Origin of the sequence: Chitinophaga sp. ARDCPP14 (genome assembly GCF_051362515.1) — a bacterium.
GTDB lineage: Bacteria > Bacteroidota > Bacteroidia > Chitinophagales > Chitinophagaceae > Chitinophaga.
This window is the reverse complement of the sequence record NZ_JBKIXB010000011.1, coordinates 67,129-86,698: the sequence shown is the minus strand read 5'-3', so window position 1 is coordinate 86,698 and position 19,570 is coordinate 67,129. Positions and strand designations below refer to the sequence as shown.

The window sequence follows — 19,570 nt, the reverse complement described above, 5'->3', positions numbered from 1 at the left end:
CCTTACAGCAGAACCATCAGGTAAAAAATACCAGGAATCTGCTCATAATTTATAACCTTTCTAATGGTTCCGTTCGGACCTATGCTATCAAACGTAAAACTACTGAATTGAGAATCAGCAGTACATTCATACCTCTCCAAATTCATTCATTCAATTTAATGACATCCCTTAGTAAATTTCAAACAGTTCGACCGCCGCCCGGCGCAGATCCAATAGCTCCCGCCTTTCACCAGGTTCTTATGGGTTAAACAATATGCCAACAAATGTATCTTTCCAATACAAAACATCCGTAAAGAACAGGTTAAAAGAAAATGATTAACAAAAAAAAGATGACCAGTAAAAACTGATCATCTTTCATAACTCCGAAAAAAAAATTACCACACAAAAGTAGCCACACTGCCTGCAGGTAAAACAGGCACCACCTGCTTCCCCTGGTACTTCAGGTTAAAAGAAGCAGCTGCATTATTATCATTCAATACAATCAGCGCCTTTTTTCCATCTGGGCGTTTAAAGGCCACACTGTATAAATTCCCGCCATTGTTGCTGCTAATCCGTACGGAACCCGCAGGTACAAATTTGGATGCATGTGCAATGATATAGTAGGCCACATTCCGCGTAACATTGCTGCCGCTGACGGTAAGCGCACCTTTGCATTCGGTGCAGCCGCCGGGGGTATGCGGACCGTAATTAGGATCGTTGGCCAGGTTCCATTCCAGCGCAGTACGACTATAATTACGCATGCTCCCGATGATCACATTTTTTATATGCCATTTCAGGTCGCCGTCGAAACCGCCGGTAGCACTGGTCCATTGCTCGGTAAAATACAAGGCCTTATCAGGCGCCGCAGCATGAACAGTAGATAACGCGCTGATGTCGCCAGCATAGAGGTGAAAGGCACTGCCATGCACAAACTTCGCGGCCGCTGCGTCGGCGAGGATGGTCAGCGGATAATCCGGGTGATCGCAGTTGTGATCGTATATAATAATTTTGGTGGCGATTCCCGCCGCCGCAAAGGCCGGCCCCAGGTTGTTTTTGATAAAGTCGCGCTGCGCTTCCGCCACCATTTTCAGACTGGGATTATTGTCGGGATTCAATGGTTCATTTTGTGGTGTGATGGCATCAATAGTAATACCGGCTGCTTTCATCTGCTGCAGGTATTTCACCAGGTATTGTGCATACACTTCGTAATACTTTATTTGCAGGACGCCTCCTTTAAAAGAAGCATTGTCCTTCATCCATACCGGTGGGCTCCATGGCGTTGCGAGTATTTTCAGCTGCGGATTGATCAGCAGTATTTCTTTCAGCAAAGGGATCAAACCTGTGCCTGCGGACATATCTGCCTCCAGTGAAAAATGCGTCAATGATAAATCGGTCTGTCCTGCCGGTACATCATTATAGGTAAAAGGCGTGGCATTCAGATCAGAGGCGCCTATGCTGATGCGCAGGTAACTGATGCCAATGCTGTTAGCGGTATTACCAAACAGCTCCTGCAACAGTTGCTGCTTCGCGGTGGCATTCATGGCATTGATCAGCTGCGCGCTGCCGCCGGTAAGAGTATAGCCAAAGCCATCTACTTCCTGGAAAGCTGTGCTGCTGTCCACTTCAATAGTCGTATAACCGTTGGCGTTGGGGCTACTGAATACCGGCTGCCCGTTTCCAGGTTTCAACAGGCTTTGCTGATCCCCGGTGGTAACCCACCAGTTAACTGTGGCGCCGTTAGCACCACTGGTGTCTACCGGTGTTAAGGGTTGTGTAATGCCTTTACTGCCGGAGCAGGCGAAGAGTGCCAGCGCAAGGCCGCCGGCAAATAATATAGGGCGAAATATTTTTTGCATATGAAAGGGTATTTAAACAAAGAGCCTGGTGTTATCCAGGCTCCTGTTCCGTTTTCATTTTTATAATTGCACTTACTTATTAATGTTAGGATTGCTGTCTATTTCGTCCTGCGAAATAGGGAAGTATAATTTATCCGTAGTTACGTTGTAGTTCAGGTTGTTGCCATTGCCATCTTTCTGTGCATTCATTACCGGGATGGCGCGGTTAGTGCGGAGCAAATCATACCAGCGATGGCCTTCAAACGCCAGTTCCAGCTGTCTTTCCTTTTCCACTGCCAGGCGCAGTGCTGCCTGTGTTTTGGCCGGGGTGTCGCCCAGCTTTGCACGATGCCTGATTTTATTGATGTAGTATTGCGCGCCGTTGGCAGTGTTATCCAGCTTGTTCAGCTCTGTTAACGCTTCCGCTTTCAGCAACAGGATGTCGGCATAACGCAGGCGGTAAGTATTGCTTTTACCATCGGCGTCGTTGTATTTATAGATCACCGGGACCGGTTGTTTCCAATAGTCGTCCGTCCAGGAAACATTCACAAATTTAATGCTGGCCGCTTTCCGCACCGCGTCGCCTTCCGCATCAAAGGCAGCTACGATTGTATGCGAAGGAATATTGAATTTTTTCCAGTCGCCCCACATAAACGGTGTATTCATACCCGTTACCCAGTTCTGGTGTAAAACACCATCAAATTGTGTTTCCCAGATGGACTCAATATTATTCTTTCCTGCTACGGTAAACAGGGTAGCAAAATCCGGCACCAGGTCGTAACCACCGGCGGTTACGGCATCACAGTAGGCAGCTACTTTGTTCCAGTCGGGATTGGGTTTCTGTGCATATACTTTTGCCAGCAAAGCATTTACGGCTCCTTTCGCCACAATCCCTTTGTTACCTGCAGGCGGATTATCACGGACACGGGTCAATGCATATTCCAGGTCCTGAATGATCAGCGCATATACTTCTTCCGCAGGCTTTTTAGCCACGTACATACTTTGCAGGTCTGTTGGAATAGCAGTGATGATCGGGATTTCCTTCCAGCTTCTGATCAGGTTGAAGTAATGCCATGCGCGCAGGAAAGATGCCTCTCCCATGATCTCCTCGCGGCGTTCAGGTGTTAATCCTTTATCATCCGTGGTGGGGGTGATGCTGAGGATCAGGTTACAGTTTTTTATATCGGTGTACAGGTATTTCCAGTCTCTTTTCACGTTACCGTTGATGGAATTAACGGTGAACTTATCAATGGAAAAGTTTGCCGCGTTGTCACCACCTGCATAACCATTATCTGCAGACACATCTCCGTTGGTCAGGAAATCGGAGGTGTAGTACTCATCATACATATTATCGTAGGCGCCCAGCAGCAGCGACTCTGCAGTGGCAGTTTCCGACTGGGAAATTGGCTTCTTGTCCAGCAGATCCTTTGTGCAGGATGACAACAAAGACACGCTGAGAAAACCGGTAGCTATATAAGAAGTGAATTGTTTCATACTTGGAATAATTAATTGTTAAGACTAAAACTCAGCATTCAAACCAAAGATAAAGGCGCGTGATTGTGGATAGGTTCCATAATCGATACCCATAGCCGGACCGTTGGCTGCATCCTTGCTCACCTCCGGATCCAGTCCTTTGTACCTGGTAAATGTCAGCAGGTTTTGTCCTGTCACGTACACATTCAAACGGCCAACGCCGATATGTTTCAACAGGTCATTTGAAAATTTATAGCTCAGCGTAGCTGATTTCAGGCGCAGGTAAGAACCGTTTTCCACGAAGCGGGAAGATGATGCACTGTTGATGGTATTTCCTTTTTCAGCTTTTGGGATATCTGTAACATCCCCTGCCTGTTTCCAGCGGCGCAATACTGCGGTACTCTGGTTCTTGGAGTCGTACAAACCTTCCAGTTCCATACGAGTGGCGTTGAATATCTCGTTGCCCTGGATACCCTGGAAGAAAAGATTCAGGTCAAAGCCTTTGTAACTGATGCTATTTGTGAAACCATAGATAAAGTCGGGTTGTGCATTGCCGATCCAGGTGCGGTCACCATCAGACAACTTCTTGTCGCCATCCAGGTCTGCGTAAATCATGTTACCGGTAGCAGGATCAACGCCCTGTGCTACGTAACCATAAAATGCACCGAGGGGATGACCCGGTTCTACGCGGATAGCGTTACCTCTTTCATACACATCTCCATAACCTAAACTTGGTGTAGGACCGAGGTTCAAGACCTTATTGCGGTTCATGGAAATATTACCATTGGCATTCCATTTCACTTCTTTATCGATGATCAGTGCATTCACACTCAGTTCTACTCCTTTATTTTCTATGCTGCCCACATTGTAACGTTGGGTACCAAAGCCGGAACTGGCGGGTGGCTGGATATCCACCAACAGGTCATTCGTTTTCTTGATATAGGCATCAGCGGTAATATTGATGCGGCTGTTCAGGATACTCAGGTCCACACCCACGTTGCTCTGGGTAGTTTTCTCCCAGGTCAGGTCGTTCTTTGGCAGGTTGGTGAAGTTCAAACCACCGGTGCCATTGCTGCTGAACAGCCGGCGCCAGTCGTAATCGCCGATACCGTCGTTTCCGGTTTTACCCCAGCCTGCACGGATTTTCAGGTCATTTACGATACCGTCTTTGCTGAAGAAGTCTTCATTGGAAATACGCCATGCTGCTGATACAGACGGGAACCATCCGTAACGTGCATCGGGTGCAAACCTCGATGAGCCATCATATCGCATGGTAGCGGTGAACAGGTATTTATCGGCATAGCCATAATTCAGGCGGCCCAGGTAAGAACGTTTGCCCCATTGACTTTTCGTTACTTCCTGTTTTTCACGGATAGTGGAACCTGTCAGCGTAGGTATCTTATCACTGGTATATCCTTTGGCAATATCATCGGTGAAATTATAATCAGATTCCTGCATGGTATGACCAACCATAGCACCCACATTGTGTTTGCCAAACTGTTTGTTATAGCTCACGGTGTTTTCCCATAACCATACAAAACGTTCGATCGACTGGGATTTACCATAACCAATTTTTTCCTTCGCGCCGTAATCAGTAGAATAAGGGTCCAGGAAATAATCATACCGGTAGCCTTCCGATTCCGCACCGAGGTTAGAACGGAAATGCAGTTCCGGCAGGATGGTGAAGTCCGCACTTACATTTCCCAGGAAACGGTTGTTGATGGCTTTCTGCTGTGGTGCAAAAGCATAGGCGATAGGATTCTGCCAGCTTTTGTTATTTGGGTTAGATGTATAGGTGCCATCTGCGTTATAAATACCGATGGTTGGCGGTGATGTTAAGGCCGACAGGATGGTGCCTCCTCTCGCTACGCCGCTGTTATCCGGCACATCTACGTAAACGGATCTGTTGAACGACAGGTTGGAGGCCAGTGTCAGCCAGTCTTTCACTTTATTATCGATGTTGGCCCTTACAGAATAACGGTCATAATCTGCCGGCGCCACCACTCCTTTTTGTTTCTGGTAACCGCCGGACACATAGTAATGTCCTTTCTCGGTACCACCGGAAACACCTACCTGGATATTCTGCTCACGGCCGGTTTTAAATGTTTCTTTCTGCCAGTCGGTGTTCAGGTTATTGGGATCGGTGATGCCCAGTTCGCCCATCAGCGTTTGATATTGAGCTGTATTTAGTACATCCATTTTCTTAGCGAAATTGGACATGCCGGTATAGGCGTTTACAAATACTTTCGACTGGCTGGTTCCTTTTTTAGTGGTAACGAGCACCACGCCATTCGCTCCGCTGGCGCCATAGATAGCGGCGGAAGACGCATCTTTCAGCACAGAGAAACTTTCAATATCGCTCGGATTCAGGAAATCAATGTTTGGCACAATCACCCCGTCTACTACAAACAGTGGGTTATTGCTGGCATTCAGGGAGGTATTACCACGGATGCTCACGTTCAGTCCTGCACCGGGTTTGCCGGAAGGCGCGGTAACGGTTACACCGGCGGCCTGGCCCTGTAAGCCTGCTGCGGCGCTTACAATCGGTCTGCTTTCAAAAGCGTCTGCTTTCACAACAGATACTGCACCAGTAATATCTTTCTTCCGCTGGGTGCCATAACCCACTACCACCACTTCATTCAGCTTACTGTTTTCTGCGGTCAGCTTTACGGTGATGTGCGTTTGTTCTCCTACCACCACTTCCTGCGGTTGATAACCAATAAACGAAATCACCAGTACCGCCTGTTTGTCGGGGACCGGAAGGGTGAATTTACCATCCGGGGAGGTGGTGGTGCCTGTGGTGCTGCCTTTTACTCTCACGGTAGCGCCGGGCACCGGTAAACCGTCTTCACCGTTTACCACACCGGTTACCACTATATTCTGACGGCCATCGGCAGGTGTGAGGAACAGCAGGATCTGCTGGCTGTCGATCACCTTAAAGTCGATGCCCATAGGCTTTAAAATATCATCAAAAAACTCCTTCAGCTGTCTGGATTTCAGCTCTACGGATACCTTCCGGTTTACATCCACCATATCGCTGCTATAGGTGAAATTCACGCCCGTCTGGGTCCGGATCTGGTTCAGCAGCTTCCTCACGGAAGTTTGCTCTGCCGAAATGGAGATCGGTTTTTCCAGCACAGACTGTGAGTTCACCTTATTGGCGTACAGCGACAGTGAAAAAACGGAAGCAAGAATAAGTTGAACAGCAGTTAATCTCATAACGTAGTAGATTACGGCAGCGAATCGCTTTTTTTTCATAACTTGTGTGGCTTTGTTTCGTTAATTGAAAGTTTGCGGACATAGCGCATTTTAACCGCGGCAAACGGTTAATTTTACTAAACTGGTAATGCCCCACATTACCAGTTTTTTTGTTTTAGTGACTTTTATAGTATGTTCATTAATTACATCCTTTCCCTTTTATATAAATGGTGGTACCCTTTACTTCATATGAAGCCTGAACAGATTGGCAAATAATGTCCAGCTTCTCGTATAGATGTTGTTTCGTGATATCTCCTGTAAAATGACAACGGCTGAATTGCCCGTTATCTGTTTCAATGGTAATGGCATAAGTATCCTCCAAAGCCTTTAATACCTCTTCCAGCGAAGCATCTTCATAACTGAACGTGGGCTGCTTTTCCGCTGCTGTTACCGGCTTTGGATCATCTACCAGCGAGGTGGTGAACTGGTTATTTTCTGTTTTATATGTAACCTTCTGGTTGGGTGTAATAATAATGCTGTTGGCAGATGCTGTAAATAAAGTATCATTCTTTTTCTTCCGTTCATAAACAGATACTTTCCCGGTTACCACGGCTACTTCTACTTTATGACTTACTTTGTCGTGGCTCACATAAAAACTGGTTCCCAATACCTCTGCCAGCACTCCTTCGCTGGTGTGTACGATAAAATGCCTGCTGGCATCGTGCGCTATCCGGAAAAATGCGTTTCCGCTGAGGTACACATCTCTTGTATGACCACTGAATGCAGGCGGATAATACACTATGCTTCCCGGTTCCAGCCTCACCTCCGATCCGTCACTCAGTACCACTTCCCGGTTGTTGTCCGTTTCATTGAAAACGGATACGTATCCTCCCGGGATAGGCTCCTGCGTAAATATGTTCCTTGGCGTAATGGTCCGTTGCTGCGACCACCAATACCAGGCGCCTGTAACGGCCAGTACGAGGCAGCCCGCAATAGCTAACCGCGCTACCTGCCGGGGCCACATCCGCACTACCGGTGTTTCCGGTTCCCCACTGCCAACAGTGGCAGTTACATTGGACCAGATCCGGCTTTCAATGCGCTGCTTTTCTTCTGCAGATATCTCTATTTCACTTTCGTTGATAAATGAACGGTACCAGGCCAATACCAGTTTTTCCTCCTGCGGGGTGCATTGCCCCGAAAGATATTTTTCAAGCAGGTCATCGAATTCATATTGGCTCATGGAATCAGTTTATCTGATTACATTGACGCATAACTGAATTAAACCCCTAAAAAAAATTTAAAGAATTTTACAGGAAGGAAGACATATAGCCGCGGAGCCGCTGCCGCAGCAGTTTTATAGCCTTTGTGATATGATATTCCACGGCCTTTTCGGTGAGATCGAGGTTGCCTGCTATTTCGCGGACCGACTTATTTTCAAAACGGCTCAACCGGAAAACGGCCTGGGTTTTCTCCGGCAGCTCCCGCAACGTTTTTTCGATGTCTTTCAGGAGAAGCTCCCTGTTTACATCTTCTTCCGTTGTATTTACCAATGGATCGGTGTCCAGTGTTTCCATGTATTTTTCTGCCGTCATCTTCCTGCGCTGGGAATCGTGCAGGCTATTTCTGAGCGAAACAGCCAGGTAAGCGCCTATATTATGGATCACCACCTTGCGCCGGTTGGTCCACAACCGCTCAAAAATGGTCTGGATCAGCTCTTCCGCCTCGTGCTGGGAACTTGTGCGCTTCACAGCAGCGCTGTATAGTTTGAACCAGAATCTTTTATAGATTTCTTCAAACGCACGCATATCCTCACTCACCTGGAAAGCTGTCACCAAATCCTCCTCATCATACAGGGAATAATTGCTGCTATCTTCTTTCATGTTGCTCTACCAAACCTAACCGGCAAAATAAGCGCTTTTATCCCGGATGCCCAAAATACCTTTCCATTTATCAGCGCATTCCCGCCACCGCGCGATATATACGCATTTGGCATTTCCCGCACTTATCCTCTTGATAACGAAGGAATTTAGGTGGAGATTTGTTAAAGAAGCAGGGGCCATTATAACAGCACAAACAGTCCCCAAAAAATTCTAGTGAAGAACACCCCAAAAGCACCTGCTTCCGATTTAAAATAACCCCAAAAAATAATGTCATGAGCTACCAGTTCAAAGGCAATTTAAAGGGCCTCCTGTGCGATAAATATTGCATAGAAGCCATTGCCAATGTTAAGATCCGGCTTTACCGGGCCGCCGTTTCCCGGGAAGTTGTCCTGCAGGCTACTGCTGCAGAGAAGGAAACCTTCCATGAAGTATCTGCAGAAGAAGCCAAAAAGAAAGCCGGCAACCTGCTGGCAGAAGCCCTCACCGATGCGGAAGGCAACTTCGCCTTTTCTCTTGGAAGGGAAAGTAAATATGAAGGCGAAGCCTTCGAGATCGACTTCGAATGCGGCAATGTGCCACGCCCCAAACCTTACCCGGGCAAACTGCCTACCCTGCAGTTTCATATCACTACCCTCCAACCACGGTGGCGCGGACAGGAAAATGATTTCTTCGCCTCCTGGGAATATGTAATCCCCAACCGCTGGTGGTGTCTCATCCGCGCGAAATACGATGCATGGGTCATTTGCGGCCGCGTGATCAACTGTAAAACCCAGAAACCCCTCGAAGGCCTGCGCGTAGCCGCTTTTGATGTAGACTGGCTCCAGGACGACCCGCTCGGCAGTCAGCTCACCGATGCCACCGGGCATTTCCGGATAGATTATACCATGGCCGACTTCAGCCAAACGCTGCTGTCGCCCTGGCTCAATGTGGAATGGCCGGCAGGACCCGATCTCTATTTCAGCATCACCGAACCCGTATCGGGCGCCGTATTGCTGAAAGAAGACCGCAGCGTGGGCCATCGCGCCGACCGTACCAACCGCGGCCCCTGCTTCTGCATAGAACTCTGCGTACCGGATGATATCACACCTAATAATGAAGTACCCGCCCTCTTTGAAAGAGTAGGCGCCTACGACATAGGCCCCACCGGCGCCCAGTTTGATGCACAGGGTTATACTACAGATGTGCCGCGTCTTTCTTTCTACGGTGCGCTTGATCTTAACGGCACCCTGCCCAGCGGCACCAACTCCAATGAAATGGAATACCGCTTCCGCATCATCAACGCCGACACCAGCTACGAACTCAGCGCCACACAGGTACTCAGCGCCCTGCTGCCATTCAAGATCGGTGAACTGCTGAAACAAACCGGCCCCACCACCTGGACGCACGACGCAGTCATTGTTACCCCGGCCATCAACGGCGCCGGAGAAGTGTGGATCCCGGTACCACGCGGCAATAACTTAACCACTGGTATCTTCACCCCTACTAATGGTGTACTGGCTATCCTCAACACTTCCCAGCTGGCACTCAATGCCGCCGGCACCACCTTCGCAAGGGATAATTTCGATCTCACCGCCCCCGCTGTGCTCGTAGCCGGCAACGCCGTACCACCTACGCAAAGGGCAGGCATCCATACTTTCAAAATTATCTTCGAAGCAAGAAAAGTTGGCACTACTACACTCACCGCTATCAACACCTTGGAGAAAATAGTCGTGTCCAATGTGAATTATAAACAAAGAAGACACCCGGGATGGGGCTATACCGGCGATGAAAATATCCTCGCGGCAGCCATGCTGGAAATCGGGGAAACTACCGGCAGCGGCCATGGTTGCGGAGGCATCACCACTACCGTTACCGCGCAATACACCATTGCCCACCCGCACATCGAGGCATTCACCATCCGCTTTGAAGGCAACCCGGTACTCCCGGCGTCCTTCCACGGCGGACCACCACCAGCAGCAGCGGAATACCATAACAACAGCCTGGTATTCTCTACCGCCGGAATGGAACCCTGCGCGTATATTCTCTGGCTGGATCTGCAATTAGGTCTTACCAACGGCTACCAGAAAATACCACAGGTACATGATCATATTGCTTTCTGCAAAACAGCTTAACATAAAAAAGCTGTCTTAAAAGGAATGGGGCGGTTCATGATTTATGAACTGCCCCTTTTTATTTGATTTGTATGAAGTTTTTAAAACCAGATTCCGTATGGCCGATTACCTTTTTTGTTTCAAGATACTTTTTTAGTCCCTTTTCAAAAGGGCAGCCTTTTATTCACAAATTATTTCGCCATAATGTAAAAAACAGTATCAATAAAAAAAAGTACGTCGTTCTTTGCGATAACGTTTTCATCATGCATGTCTTCTAATATCAACCCAAACTCTTCATTGAAATAATCCTGTCGCCTGGTGTTTAGAAAACCATTGTAGGTGAGATGTTCCCTGATTGCTGTCAGGTCTGCTTGCTCCCCTTCAACAAATGGCTGTTTGAGGACAGCGAGTAACGGTGCATCTTTATTAGAGGTAATACCAATCAACTCATAGGCGGTATTAGGAAACAGTATATTATGGATTACCAGACTATTAAAATACTCCAACCAGGTAGCGTAATAAACAGCATCATTAATTTTGATTACATGTCTTTGATCTGAAGCAAGATAAATTTTGGCTTCACCTCCGTGGGTTAAATATTGACTTCCCTTTGGTAGGGCTGTTAGCCATCCACCATTTTTTTCAACGTGAGTTTTTAGGAAGGTAGCCTGCTTTTCTTTGAGAATTGAGCGACTTTCGAATTCTCCTTTAACAGTCGGACTTGAGCCAAAGCTTTGGACAAGGAGATTTCTGATTGTTGTGCAATGATCTTCTTGCCCTTCGAGGACATCTCCTCTAATGATATTTTGAAGTTTTTGTCTGATTTCATCTGAGATCATTTATGCAATTATAATTCAAATCAACGAAAAATAAAAAACATATTGAATATCAACAACTTACAATGTACCCAGCACTAAGTTTTAAAAAAGATAACAACACCGAACGACCAAAAATAAAAAAGTGACACTTCCTTTTTTATCCATTAGTTTCAATTCTCAGGCCCGTTTTAAAACGTAAAGGATCAGGAGTAAAGTGAAGTCGCCAAACTGTTCGCGCAAACTTTCGAGCGCACTATATATCAGCTTGTAGGCGCCCACTACATTCATGTGCATAATGTCAGCGATCTCTTCGTAAGAAAGATCCTCATAGTATTTCAGGAATACCGCCTCCCGTTGCCGGTTAGTAAGAATAGAGAGCAACATATCTACTTTGGCAGTAAGTTCCTCCATACGCTCTTTCCTCACCATCGGATGCCCGCCGATAAGTTCCAGTTGAAAAGGAATATGTTCTCCACTCAGCTCTTCCTCATGCCGCGAAGGATTATAATCCAGCTTCCGAAGCAGGATACGCCGGAAAGAAAGATACATGTACTGTTTCACCACTGCCGGACTTTCAATACGCTCCCTGTTTTGCCATAGCTTCAGGAAAAGATCCTGCATGCTTTCTTCTATGCATACATTATCGGGCGTAAATTTAAATCCGTAGTTCGTGAGCGGGGAATAATACAATTCATATAATCCTTCCAGGGCTTTTACATCTCCTTCTTTATAGGAGTACCATAATTCATTATCATGCATGATGTTGGAATAATGGGATTAGTTTCATAAGAAGGGGCAAAATACAGCAAAAATCGTTTACGGCAAAATGCGCAACCGTTGCCGGGACGAAATTAACCGTTCCTGTTTTTTTGCTCCTGATGGTATAATAATTTTAGTTAAATTAGCCTTATACACTATGATAAAGTACTGAAGAAGATAAGATACCCGGTAAGTTTTTGCTTTATTTATCAAGTCGGAGCCATCATCAATACTGCCGGGAAGCGATAGTGATATCAACCAGAATGTAATATTAAACCCTTATTGCCTCATATGCATTCAACCAAAAGATGTAGAAAGCTGGGTGCGTTTCCCTACCCTACATTGCCCGGATTATATTCAATTAAATCGCTGTTAACTATGAAGCTACTGTCCCTTTTTCTGCTCGCGCTTTCTTTGCAGGCAAGCGCCAGGGATTCCCTGGAAAAACTCCCTCCCGGCGTACTGCGGCAAACCGTCAAAGCTGCGGCACCTGTGCACGGAATCATCCGCAACAACAAAGGAGAACCACTACCCGGCGCCTCGGTAAAAGTAAAAGGCACTACGAGGGGCGCTATTACCAACACCGCAGGTGCATTTGACCTCGAAGTACCGGATGGCGCCACGCTCGTGATATCTGCCGTGGGCTATAAAACCCGCGAAGTAAGAGCCACCAACAACCTGGTAATTTCCCTCGAAGAAGATGTAACAGAACTGGGAGGCGTAGTAGTAACCGGTTTCCAGAATATCGACCGTAAGAAATTTGCCGGCGCTGCCGTTACCCTCAAAGGGGATAATGTGAAAATAGACGGCGTACAGGACGTAAGCCGTATGCTGGAGGGCCGTGCTGCCGGGGTAAGCGTGCAAAACGTTTCCGGTACATTCGGTTCTGCGCCTAAAGTGCGTATCCGCGGCGCTACTTCTATCTCCGGTGAAAACAAGCCACTGTGGGTGGTAGACGGCGTGGTACTGGAAGATATTGTAAACGTTTCCAACGAACAGCTCACCAGCGGTAATATCAATACGCTCCTGGGGTCTGCCGTAGCCGGACTGAATGCTAACGATATTGAAACGTTCGATATCCTGAAAGATGCGGCGGCTACCGCGCTCTATGGCGCCCGCGCCATGAACGGCGTAATCGTTATCACCACCAAAAAAGGTAAGGCAGGCAGGGCGGCAGTGGCGTATACCGGCAACTTCGGCGTACAACTGAAACCCTCCTACGAAAACTACGATATCATGAACTCCGCCGACCAGATGTCGGTATATGCTGAACTGGAACGTAAACAACTGCTCCAGTATTCCGAACAGATCAACGAACGTACGTCGGGCATCTACGGAAAACTGGGGCGCCTGCTCCAATATCCCGATGGCAGCGATAAATTTTCGGTACTGAACACCCCGGAAGCACGGCAGCAATGGCTCATGCAATATGCCAACGCAAACACCGACTGGTTCGATATCCTGTTCCGTAATTCCCTCACCCAGGAACACTCACTGAGCCTGTCCACCGGCAACGAAAAATCACAACTGTATCTTTCCACCAGCTTCTATAACGACGCCGGATGGACCATTGCAGACAACGTGAAGCGATATACGGTGAATATGCGCGCCAACTATACACCTAATAATAAGCTAAGCTACGGCCTCCAGATCAACGGTAACGTACGCCAGCAACGCGCACCAGGCACAGAAGACCGCGTATCTGACAAAGTACAGGGCACCTATACCAGGGACTTCGATATCAATCCTTTCTCCTACGCACTCAGCACCAGCAGGGCACTCAGGGCGTACGATGAAAACGGTCAACTCGAATACTTTACGCGAAACTTTGCCCCCTTCAACATCATTGAAGAAACCAGGAATAATTTTACAGACCTTAACGTCATCGATTTCAGATTACAGGGTAACCTGAATTATAAATTCAGTCCCCACTTTAATTATGATTTTACCGGCGCCATCCGTTATGCACGGACAAGTGCGGAGCATAAATCAAATGAAAACTCCAATGAAGCCAATTCCTACCGCGCCAATGGCAACAGCATCATCAATCAGCGGAATCCATTTCTCTACAAAAACCCCGACTTCCCCAACGACCCGGCTGTAGTAGTACTGCCCTACGGAGGATTTTACCGGAGAAATGATGTGGAACTGAAAAACTATACGTTCCGTAACCAGTTCAACTATAACCAGTCGTTCAACGACGATGAACACCAGGTATCCGCACTGGTTGGCCAGGAAGTAAAATATGCCGACCGCCAGACGTCCAACAACGTAGGCGTGGGTTATCAATACAACAGCGGCGGAACACCGTTTGTAGATTATCTCTTCATCAAAAAAATGACAGAGAAAAACCAAACCTACTATGGTGTGAGCAACGACTTCGACCGGTTCATCGCCTTTTACGCCAATGCCAGTTATACCTATAAAAGTAAATACACCCTGCAGGCCACCGTCCGTGAAGATGGTTCCAACAGGCTTGGCAGCTCTCCCAGTGCACGCTGGCTGCCTACCTGGACCGTTGCCGGTAACTGGAATGTGGACCAGGAAGCATTCCTTAAAAACTCTTCCGCGGTCAGTCACCTGATGCTCAAAGCCAGCTATGGCCTGAACGCCAGCACCGGCGCCGCTACCAATACCACCGCTATCCTGCGGTCCTTTGTTACCGCCCGGCCATATCTCGTAGATCAGCAAACAGCCATCCTCATACAGGCGCTCGAAAACTCGGATCTTACCTGGGAGAAAAAATATGAACTGGACCTCGGAGCGGATATGGGATTTTTTGATGAAAGACTCGGACTTACCTTCGACTACTACCGGAGAAAAAGTTTTGACCTGATCGGTCTTATTAAAACTTCCGGCGTAGGCGGACAGGTAAATCAATTCGCCAACTATGCCGATATGAAATCACATGGCGTGGATGTAGCCCTTACCGGCAAAATCATCGCGCAAAAAAATGTAGGCCTTACGAGTACGTTCATCTTCAGTTATAATAATACCCTTATCACCAATGCCAGAAACAACCCGGTCATCTTCGACCTGGTGGGTGAAGGTGGCGGCGCACTGGAAGGCTACCCTGTACGCGGACTGTTCTCCCTGCAAAACGCAGGACTGGACCCATACACCGGCGTGGCACGCTTTATCAACGACACCGGCACGGTATCGTCCGGCGTGTACCTGCAAAGTCATAATGTGAAATACCTGAAGTACGAAGGCCCCGCCGATCCGACCATTACCGGCGGCTGGAGCAACACCTTCCGGTATAAGGATTTCTCCCTCAGCGCACTCATTACTTACCAGGCAGGAAATAAGATCAGGCTTACACCGGTATACACTACCGATTACACCGATTTTAACTCGCTGCCAAATGAATTTAAAGGAAGATGGAGTTTACCCGGAGATGAGAAGAAAACCAATATCCCCTCTGTGGCAGACATCTATACACAAACAGATCTGCTGTCAAATACAGCCTATCCATATAATAACTATAATTTTTCCAGCGACCGCATAGCAGATGGTGGATTTGTAAGATTAAAATCAGTGACCCTCAGTTACCAGATCCCCGCGCCATTGCTGGGCCGCATAGGATTAAAAGGCGGATCACTCACGGCTACAGGAAACAACTTATGGCTTATCTACGCCGACGAACGCCTGCATGGGCAGGACCCGGAATTTTATAATACCGGCGGGGTAGCAATGCCTGTCAACAAACAGGTAACCGTTTCACTGAAAGTAAGCCTCTAATCCAAAAAGTATTCATTATGAAAAAACTACTGATCTATATAGGCTTATTTGCCGCTGTACTAACATTACCCGGCTGTAAGAAGTACCTCGAAACACTGCCCGATAACAGGACGGTGATCACCTCACCGGAGCAGGTAACCCAGCTGCTCACGACCGCCTATCCGCATGCGAGTTACATGTTGTTTTGTGAAGCGCTGAGCGATAATGTGGAAGACAAAGGCAACACCGGCGTAGGTATTGATCCGCAAACTTTCCAGATCAATACGCAAACTTTTAAATACCAGGATGCAGATGATATTTCTGCCGATGGGCCCATTGCCTACTGGGATTCCTGCTATGCCGCTATTGCGGTGGCTAACCAGGCATTGTCTTACTGCAACGGCCCGGACTCAGCGAATTATTCCGCGCAAAAAGGAGAAGCCCTGGTATGCAGAGCCTATGCACACTTTATGCTGGTAACCCTGTTTGCCAAAGCATATAACCCGGCCACTGCCGCCAACGATCCGGGTGTGCCCTACATGACCACCATCAGCACCTCCGTTTTCAATAAATACGACAGGAGCAATGTAGCGGCGGTATACCAGAAAATTGAAAGTGACCTCACCACTGGTTTACCCCTGCTGAAAGATGAGCTGTATGCCAATGCGCCTAAATACCATTTCACGCGCCAGGCTGCAAATGCTTTCGCCGCAAGGTTTTATCTATTCAAAAGGGATTATGCCAAAGTGGTTGCACATGCCACCGCTGTTTTTGGCAGCGTCAACCCGGCTAACCTGATCCGTGACCAGGACGCATTCTATGGCATGTCGTACGATGACATGGTGGTATACTACAACCACGCATCCAATCCTGCTAATATTTTACTGCAGGAAGCGCCCGGCACAAAATATCCTGATAACTACTACAGCTACCGCTATGGCATAGGCACCGAAATTAACCAGGAATATTTCCTGTCGGACAATGTGACCGGCGGCAACCTGGCGATGTCTATATATGGCTCCGGCCCGCAGTATTTTAACTTCCCGAAATTTAAGTCGGATGTTACTGTGATGTCGCTCCTCAGCATGGATGAAGTACTGCTGAACAGGATTGAAGCGAATATCCGCTTAAAGAATTACACCGCCGCTGTTACGGATATGAATACCTGGGTGAGCAAAAATATTTCTGGCTACAGTCCATCCCGGCACAACGTCACCATCGCAAAAATGATGTCGTTCTATGGCCTGCCGCAGGACGCATCCATGATTGAAACTACACTCTATATGAAAAGGGTTACTTACATGCAGGAAGGTCTACGCTGGTTCGATATCCTCCGGCTTGATATCCCGGTAGTACATACCGGCTCGCCTAATTTTAACACGACACTGGCGCCCGGCGATAAACGAAGATTGTTACAACTACCGCCGGAAGCAGTTAACGACGGTATGGCATTGAACCCGAGATAATTCATCTGTTGTAAACCTTTTAAAATGAAACCAATGAAACTACAGATAATCACCGGCATCTTCCTGCTACTACTAATGGGAAGCGCCTGTAAGAAAGAGAAGGTGAGCCTCACCACTCCCCCGGTTGGACTTGGCGGCGACTCTACCGCCAACACACCGGAAGATATTTTTATACATGATAGCCTCACGGTACCTTATAACATCGCCGTTTACTATAAATGGCTGCCCGGCCAGCTGGACTTTCCTTACGAAATTGTGCCGCCAAAGGCAGAGAAAATGATCCCGGCATTAAAAGCTTTGCTGGCCGTTACTTTCAGACCTTACAACGAACAAACCGGCAGCAACGTTTTCCTGAGAAGATACCTGCCGAAAACGTTTAAAGTGGCAGGGTCCGCACAATACCTGAGCAACGGTTCCATCATTCTCGGCCAGGCGGAAGGCGGCACTTCCATGGTGCTGTTCGAGTTTAATAACTTCACGGCGCAGGCAAAAGATTCCAATACGCTGAAACGGATGGGACATACCATGCACCATGAGTTTGGTCATATCCTGAATCAGAATATCGTGGTTCCTCCTTCATTTAAACAGATCACACCACGATACACCGGCAACTGGTATAATATCGCCGATCAGGAAGCGCGGATGGACGGATTTATTACCGCTTATGCAGAGTCGGACCCCAACGAAGATTTCGTGGAAATGGTCGCTTCCCTGCTGATAGGCGCCGACAATGGCAACGATGGGTATGATGACTATGAGAAAATACTGGCCGATCAGACAGATGGTCCGGGAACACCCGGGTATGAGGCCATCAAAGCAAAAGAAGCAGCGGTAGTGGATTATTTCGCCCGGTCGTGGTCCATCGACTTTTACGCCCTGCAACGCAAATGCCGCAGAGCACTGGCCGCCTATTATCAATAATTGTTGATCACCCTGAATTATTATTTATGAAAAAGATATGGATATATTATTTCCTCGGCCTGGCAGTGATGCTCTCTGCGTGCGACAGGAAATCTGACCTTAATATTGACGGGATACCAACAGATGTAAGGATAGCACAGGCCCTGGCCACCTATCAGCAAAAACTTACAGACGCTCCCTATGGATGGGTGGTTACCCAATTCACCAACGGTACCTCCACCAATGGCGGCGTTACCCGCAACGGGCCTAAAGCGGTGTTCTCCTACTATATGAAATTCGACAAAAACAGCCAGGTATCGATGTTGTCGGATTTTAACATGGGAGCTGCCACTGTTTTTAACAATACCGGCTACCGCATCAAAGCTAACCAGCGTCCTACGCTGATCTTTGATACCTACAGCTATGTTCATCTGCCCTGCGATCCGGATGCCGCTATATCTAACAGTCCCTTTGGATCAGGGTTCGGATGGGGAACCGATTTTGAATTTGCTTTTGCAGATAACGTTGCCGCAGCGGAACTGGGCGACACCATCCGTTTGAAAGGTAACCTGAATCAGGCGGAAGCGGTGATGGTAAAAGCCACACAAGCCGAGCAAACCTTGTTTAATACCAATGGATTCGGTTCTTACAGCACCTTCAATAAAATCCTCGAATATTTCAAGCGGGTGAATACCGGTGGCGTTGTCTTCGAAATAACTCCCGGTGTTGGCGGCAGATCATTTGATATTAAAACAGCCGGCAGTCAAAACATTACCAATGTGGGCTGCCAGTTTGCACCGCACAGCATCATACTGCAGGAACCCGTTACCATCGGCGGACTCACGGTCAAATCCCTCGACAACCTCGTCTGGAACCCTGGTACGCGTACTATCAGCGCGAGCGTCAACGGTACGCCGGCTACCATTTCGCCGGCACTGGCGCCCATATCGCCGGAACCAGGCGTTGCACTGGCTTTCTACAACGAAGGCCTCGATAACCCCTGGCTCACCGTTCCGGGCTTCCATATCAGCGGAGTGGATGATGCTTACAATATCCGGGGACTAACCTTTCCCGGCCGTACCTATTACCGGTATGTATACTACCCCGGCCTGGTAGACGCAGGTGGTGGCGATTTCTATGATGTGTTGTCGCCCTTCTTCGTAGGAGCCACCAACGGTTATCCTTACCTGTTTGCAGGCGGAGTGGCATACCCCTATTTACAGAGCGGCGGCCGCCTCACTTTCGAAATGCTCGACGGCGGCGATCCGATCGTGAATCCGCCAAGCATTATCGCTACCAACAATGTTTTTAATACCGGGAAAACAGCACCCCCTTATTTCGCTAACTCCGCAGGTTTTTACATTGTTCGTAAAGCAGATGGAACTACCATGGATATGGTAACTGCCGGCGATGCCCTGGGATGGATAACATGGAACCACCAGTAATTTTATT

General features: G+C 47.9%; 13 protein-coding genes. 5 read left to right on the top strand and 8 right to left on the bottom strand.

Features of this window, described 5'->3' with window-relative positions; all coding sequences use genetic code 11:
- Positions 1-2: 2 nt before the first annotated feature.
- The 6 genes from ACLHR0_RS25550 to ACLHR0_RS25525 all read right to left on the bottom strand — a co-directional run bounded on the left by ACLHR0_RS25550 (position 3) and on the right by ACLHR0_RS25525 (position 8,365).
- On the bottom strand, positions 3-146 hold the full coding sequence (locus ACLHR0_RS25550; RefSeq protein ID WP_436490459.1) for a DUF6934 family protein: 144 nt from the start codon (positions 144-146) through the stop codon (positions 3-5).
- A 228-nt stretch (positions 147-374) separates the two neighbouring features.
- Positions 375-1,835 carry a glycoside hydrolase family 30 protein gene (locus tag ACLHR0_RS25545; RefSeq protein ID WP_436490457.1) on the bottom strand — a complete coding sequence of 487 codons (1,461 nt, stop codon included), beginning with the start codon at positions 1,833-1,835 and terminating at the stop codon, positions 375-377.
- A 72-nt stretch (positions 1,836-1,907) separates the two neighbouring features.
- Positions 1,908-3,308: a RagB/SusD family nutrient uptake outer membrane protein gene (locus tag ACLHR0_RS25540; protein WP_436490455.1), complete on the bottom strand. Its 1,401-nt coding sequence runs from the start codon at positions 3,306-3,308 to the stop codon at positions 1,908-1,910.
- 24 nt (positions 3,309-3,332) lie between these two features.
- A complete protein-coding gene (locus tag ACLHR0_RS25535) occupies positions 3,333-6,506 on the bottom strand; it encodes a SusC/RagA family TonB-linked outer membrane protein (RefSeq protein ID WP_436490453.1) in 3,174 nt (1,057 codons plus the stop codon).
- A 178-nt stretch (positions 6,507-6,684) separates the two neighbouring features.
- On the bottom strand, positions 6,685-7,725 hold the full coding sequence (locus ACLHR0_RS25530) for a FecR family protein (RefSeq protein WP_436490452.1): 1,041 nt from the start codon (positions 7,723-7,725) through the stop codon (positions 6,685-6,687).
- A gap of 67 nt (positions 7,726-7,792) precedes the next feature.
- A complete protein-coding gene (locus ACLHR0_RS25525) occupies positions 7,793-8,365 on the bottom strand; it encodes a sigma-70 family RNA polymerase sigma factor (protein ID WP_370908150.1) in 573 nt (190 codons plus the stop codon).
- Positions 8,366-8,637: 272 nt separating this feature from the next.
- On the opposite strand from ACLHR0_RS25525, the gene ACLHR0_RS25520 reads away from it, so the two are divergent.
- On the top strand, positions 8,638-10,476 hold the full coding sequence (locus tag ACLHR0_RS25520; RefSeq protein ID WP_436490450.1) for a hypothetical protein: 1,839 nt from the start codon (positions 8,638-8,640) through the stop codon (positions 10,474-10,476).
- A 170-nt stretch (positions 10,477-10,646) separates the two neighbouring features.
- Here the strand turns inward: ACLHR0_RS25520 and ACLHR0_RS25515 are convergent, their stop codons facing one another.
- A complete protein-coding gene (locus tag ACLHR0_RS25515) occupies positions 10,647-11,294 on the bottom strand; it encodes a hypothetical protein (RefSeq protein WP_436490448.1) in 648 nt (215 codons plus the stop codon).
- A 156-nt stretch (positions 11,295-11,450) separates the two neighbouring features.
- Positions 11,451-12,032, bottom strand: a complete 582-nt coding sequence (locus ACLHR0_RS25510) for an RNA polymerase sigma factor (RefSeq protein WP_370908153.1) — start codon at positions 12,030-12,032, stop codon at positions 11,451-11,453.
- A 378-nt stretch (positions 12,033-12,410) separates the two neighbouring features.
- On the opposite strand from ACLHR0_RS25510, the gene ACLHR0_RS25505 reads away from it, so the two are divergent.
- Genes ACLHR0_RS25505 through ACLHR0_RS25490 form a run of 4 tightly spaced genes read left to right on the top strand, consistent with a single transcriptional unit; the run spans position 12,411 to position 19,563 of the window.
- The gene (locus tag ACLHR0_RS25505; RefSeq protein ID WP_429063198.1) at positions 12,411-15,773 is read left to right on the top strand and encodes a SusC/RagA family TonB-linked outer membrane protein; all 3,363 of its coding nucleotides are present in this window, start codon (positions 12,411-12,413) and stop codon (positions 15,771-15,773) included.
- Positions 15,774-15,790: 17 nt separating this feature from the next.
- On the top strand, positions 15,791-17,218 hold the full coding sequence (locus tag ACLHR0_RS25500) for a RagB/SusD family nutrient uptake outer membrane protein (protein ID WP_429050584.1): 1,428 nt from the start codon (positions 15,791-15,793) through the stop codon (positions 17,216-17,218).
- Positions 17,219-17,251: 33 nt separating this feature from the next.
- On the top strand, positions 17,252-18,139 hold the full coding sequence (locus ACLHR0_RS25495) for a substrate import-associated zinc metallohydrolase lipoprotein (protein ID WP_429050585.1): 888 nt from the start codon (positions 17,252-17,254) through the stop codon (positions 18,137-18,139).
- A gap of 26 nt (positions 18,140-18,165) precedes the next feature.
- A complete protein-coding gene (locus ACLHR0_RS25490) occupies positions 18,166-19,563 on the top strand; it encodes a DUF4302 domain-containing protein (protein WP_436490445.1) in 1,398 nt (465 codons plus the stop codon).
- Positions 19,564-19,570 lie beyond the last annotated feature (7 nt).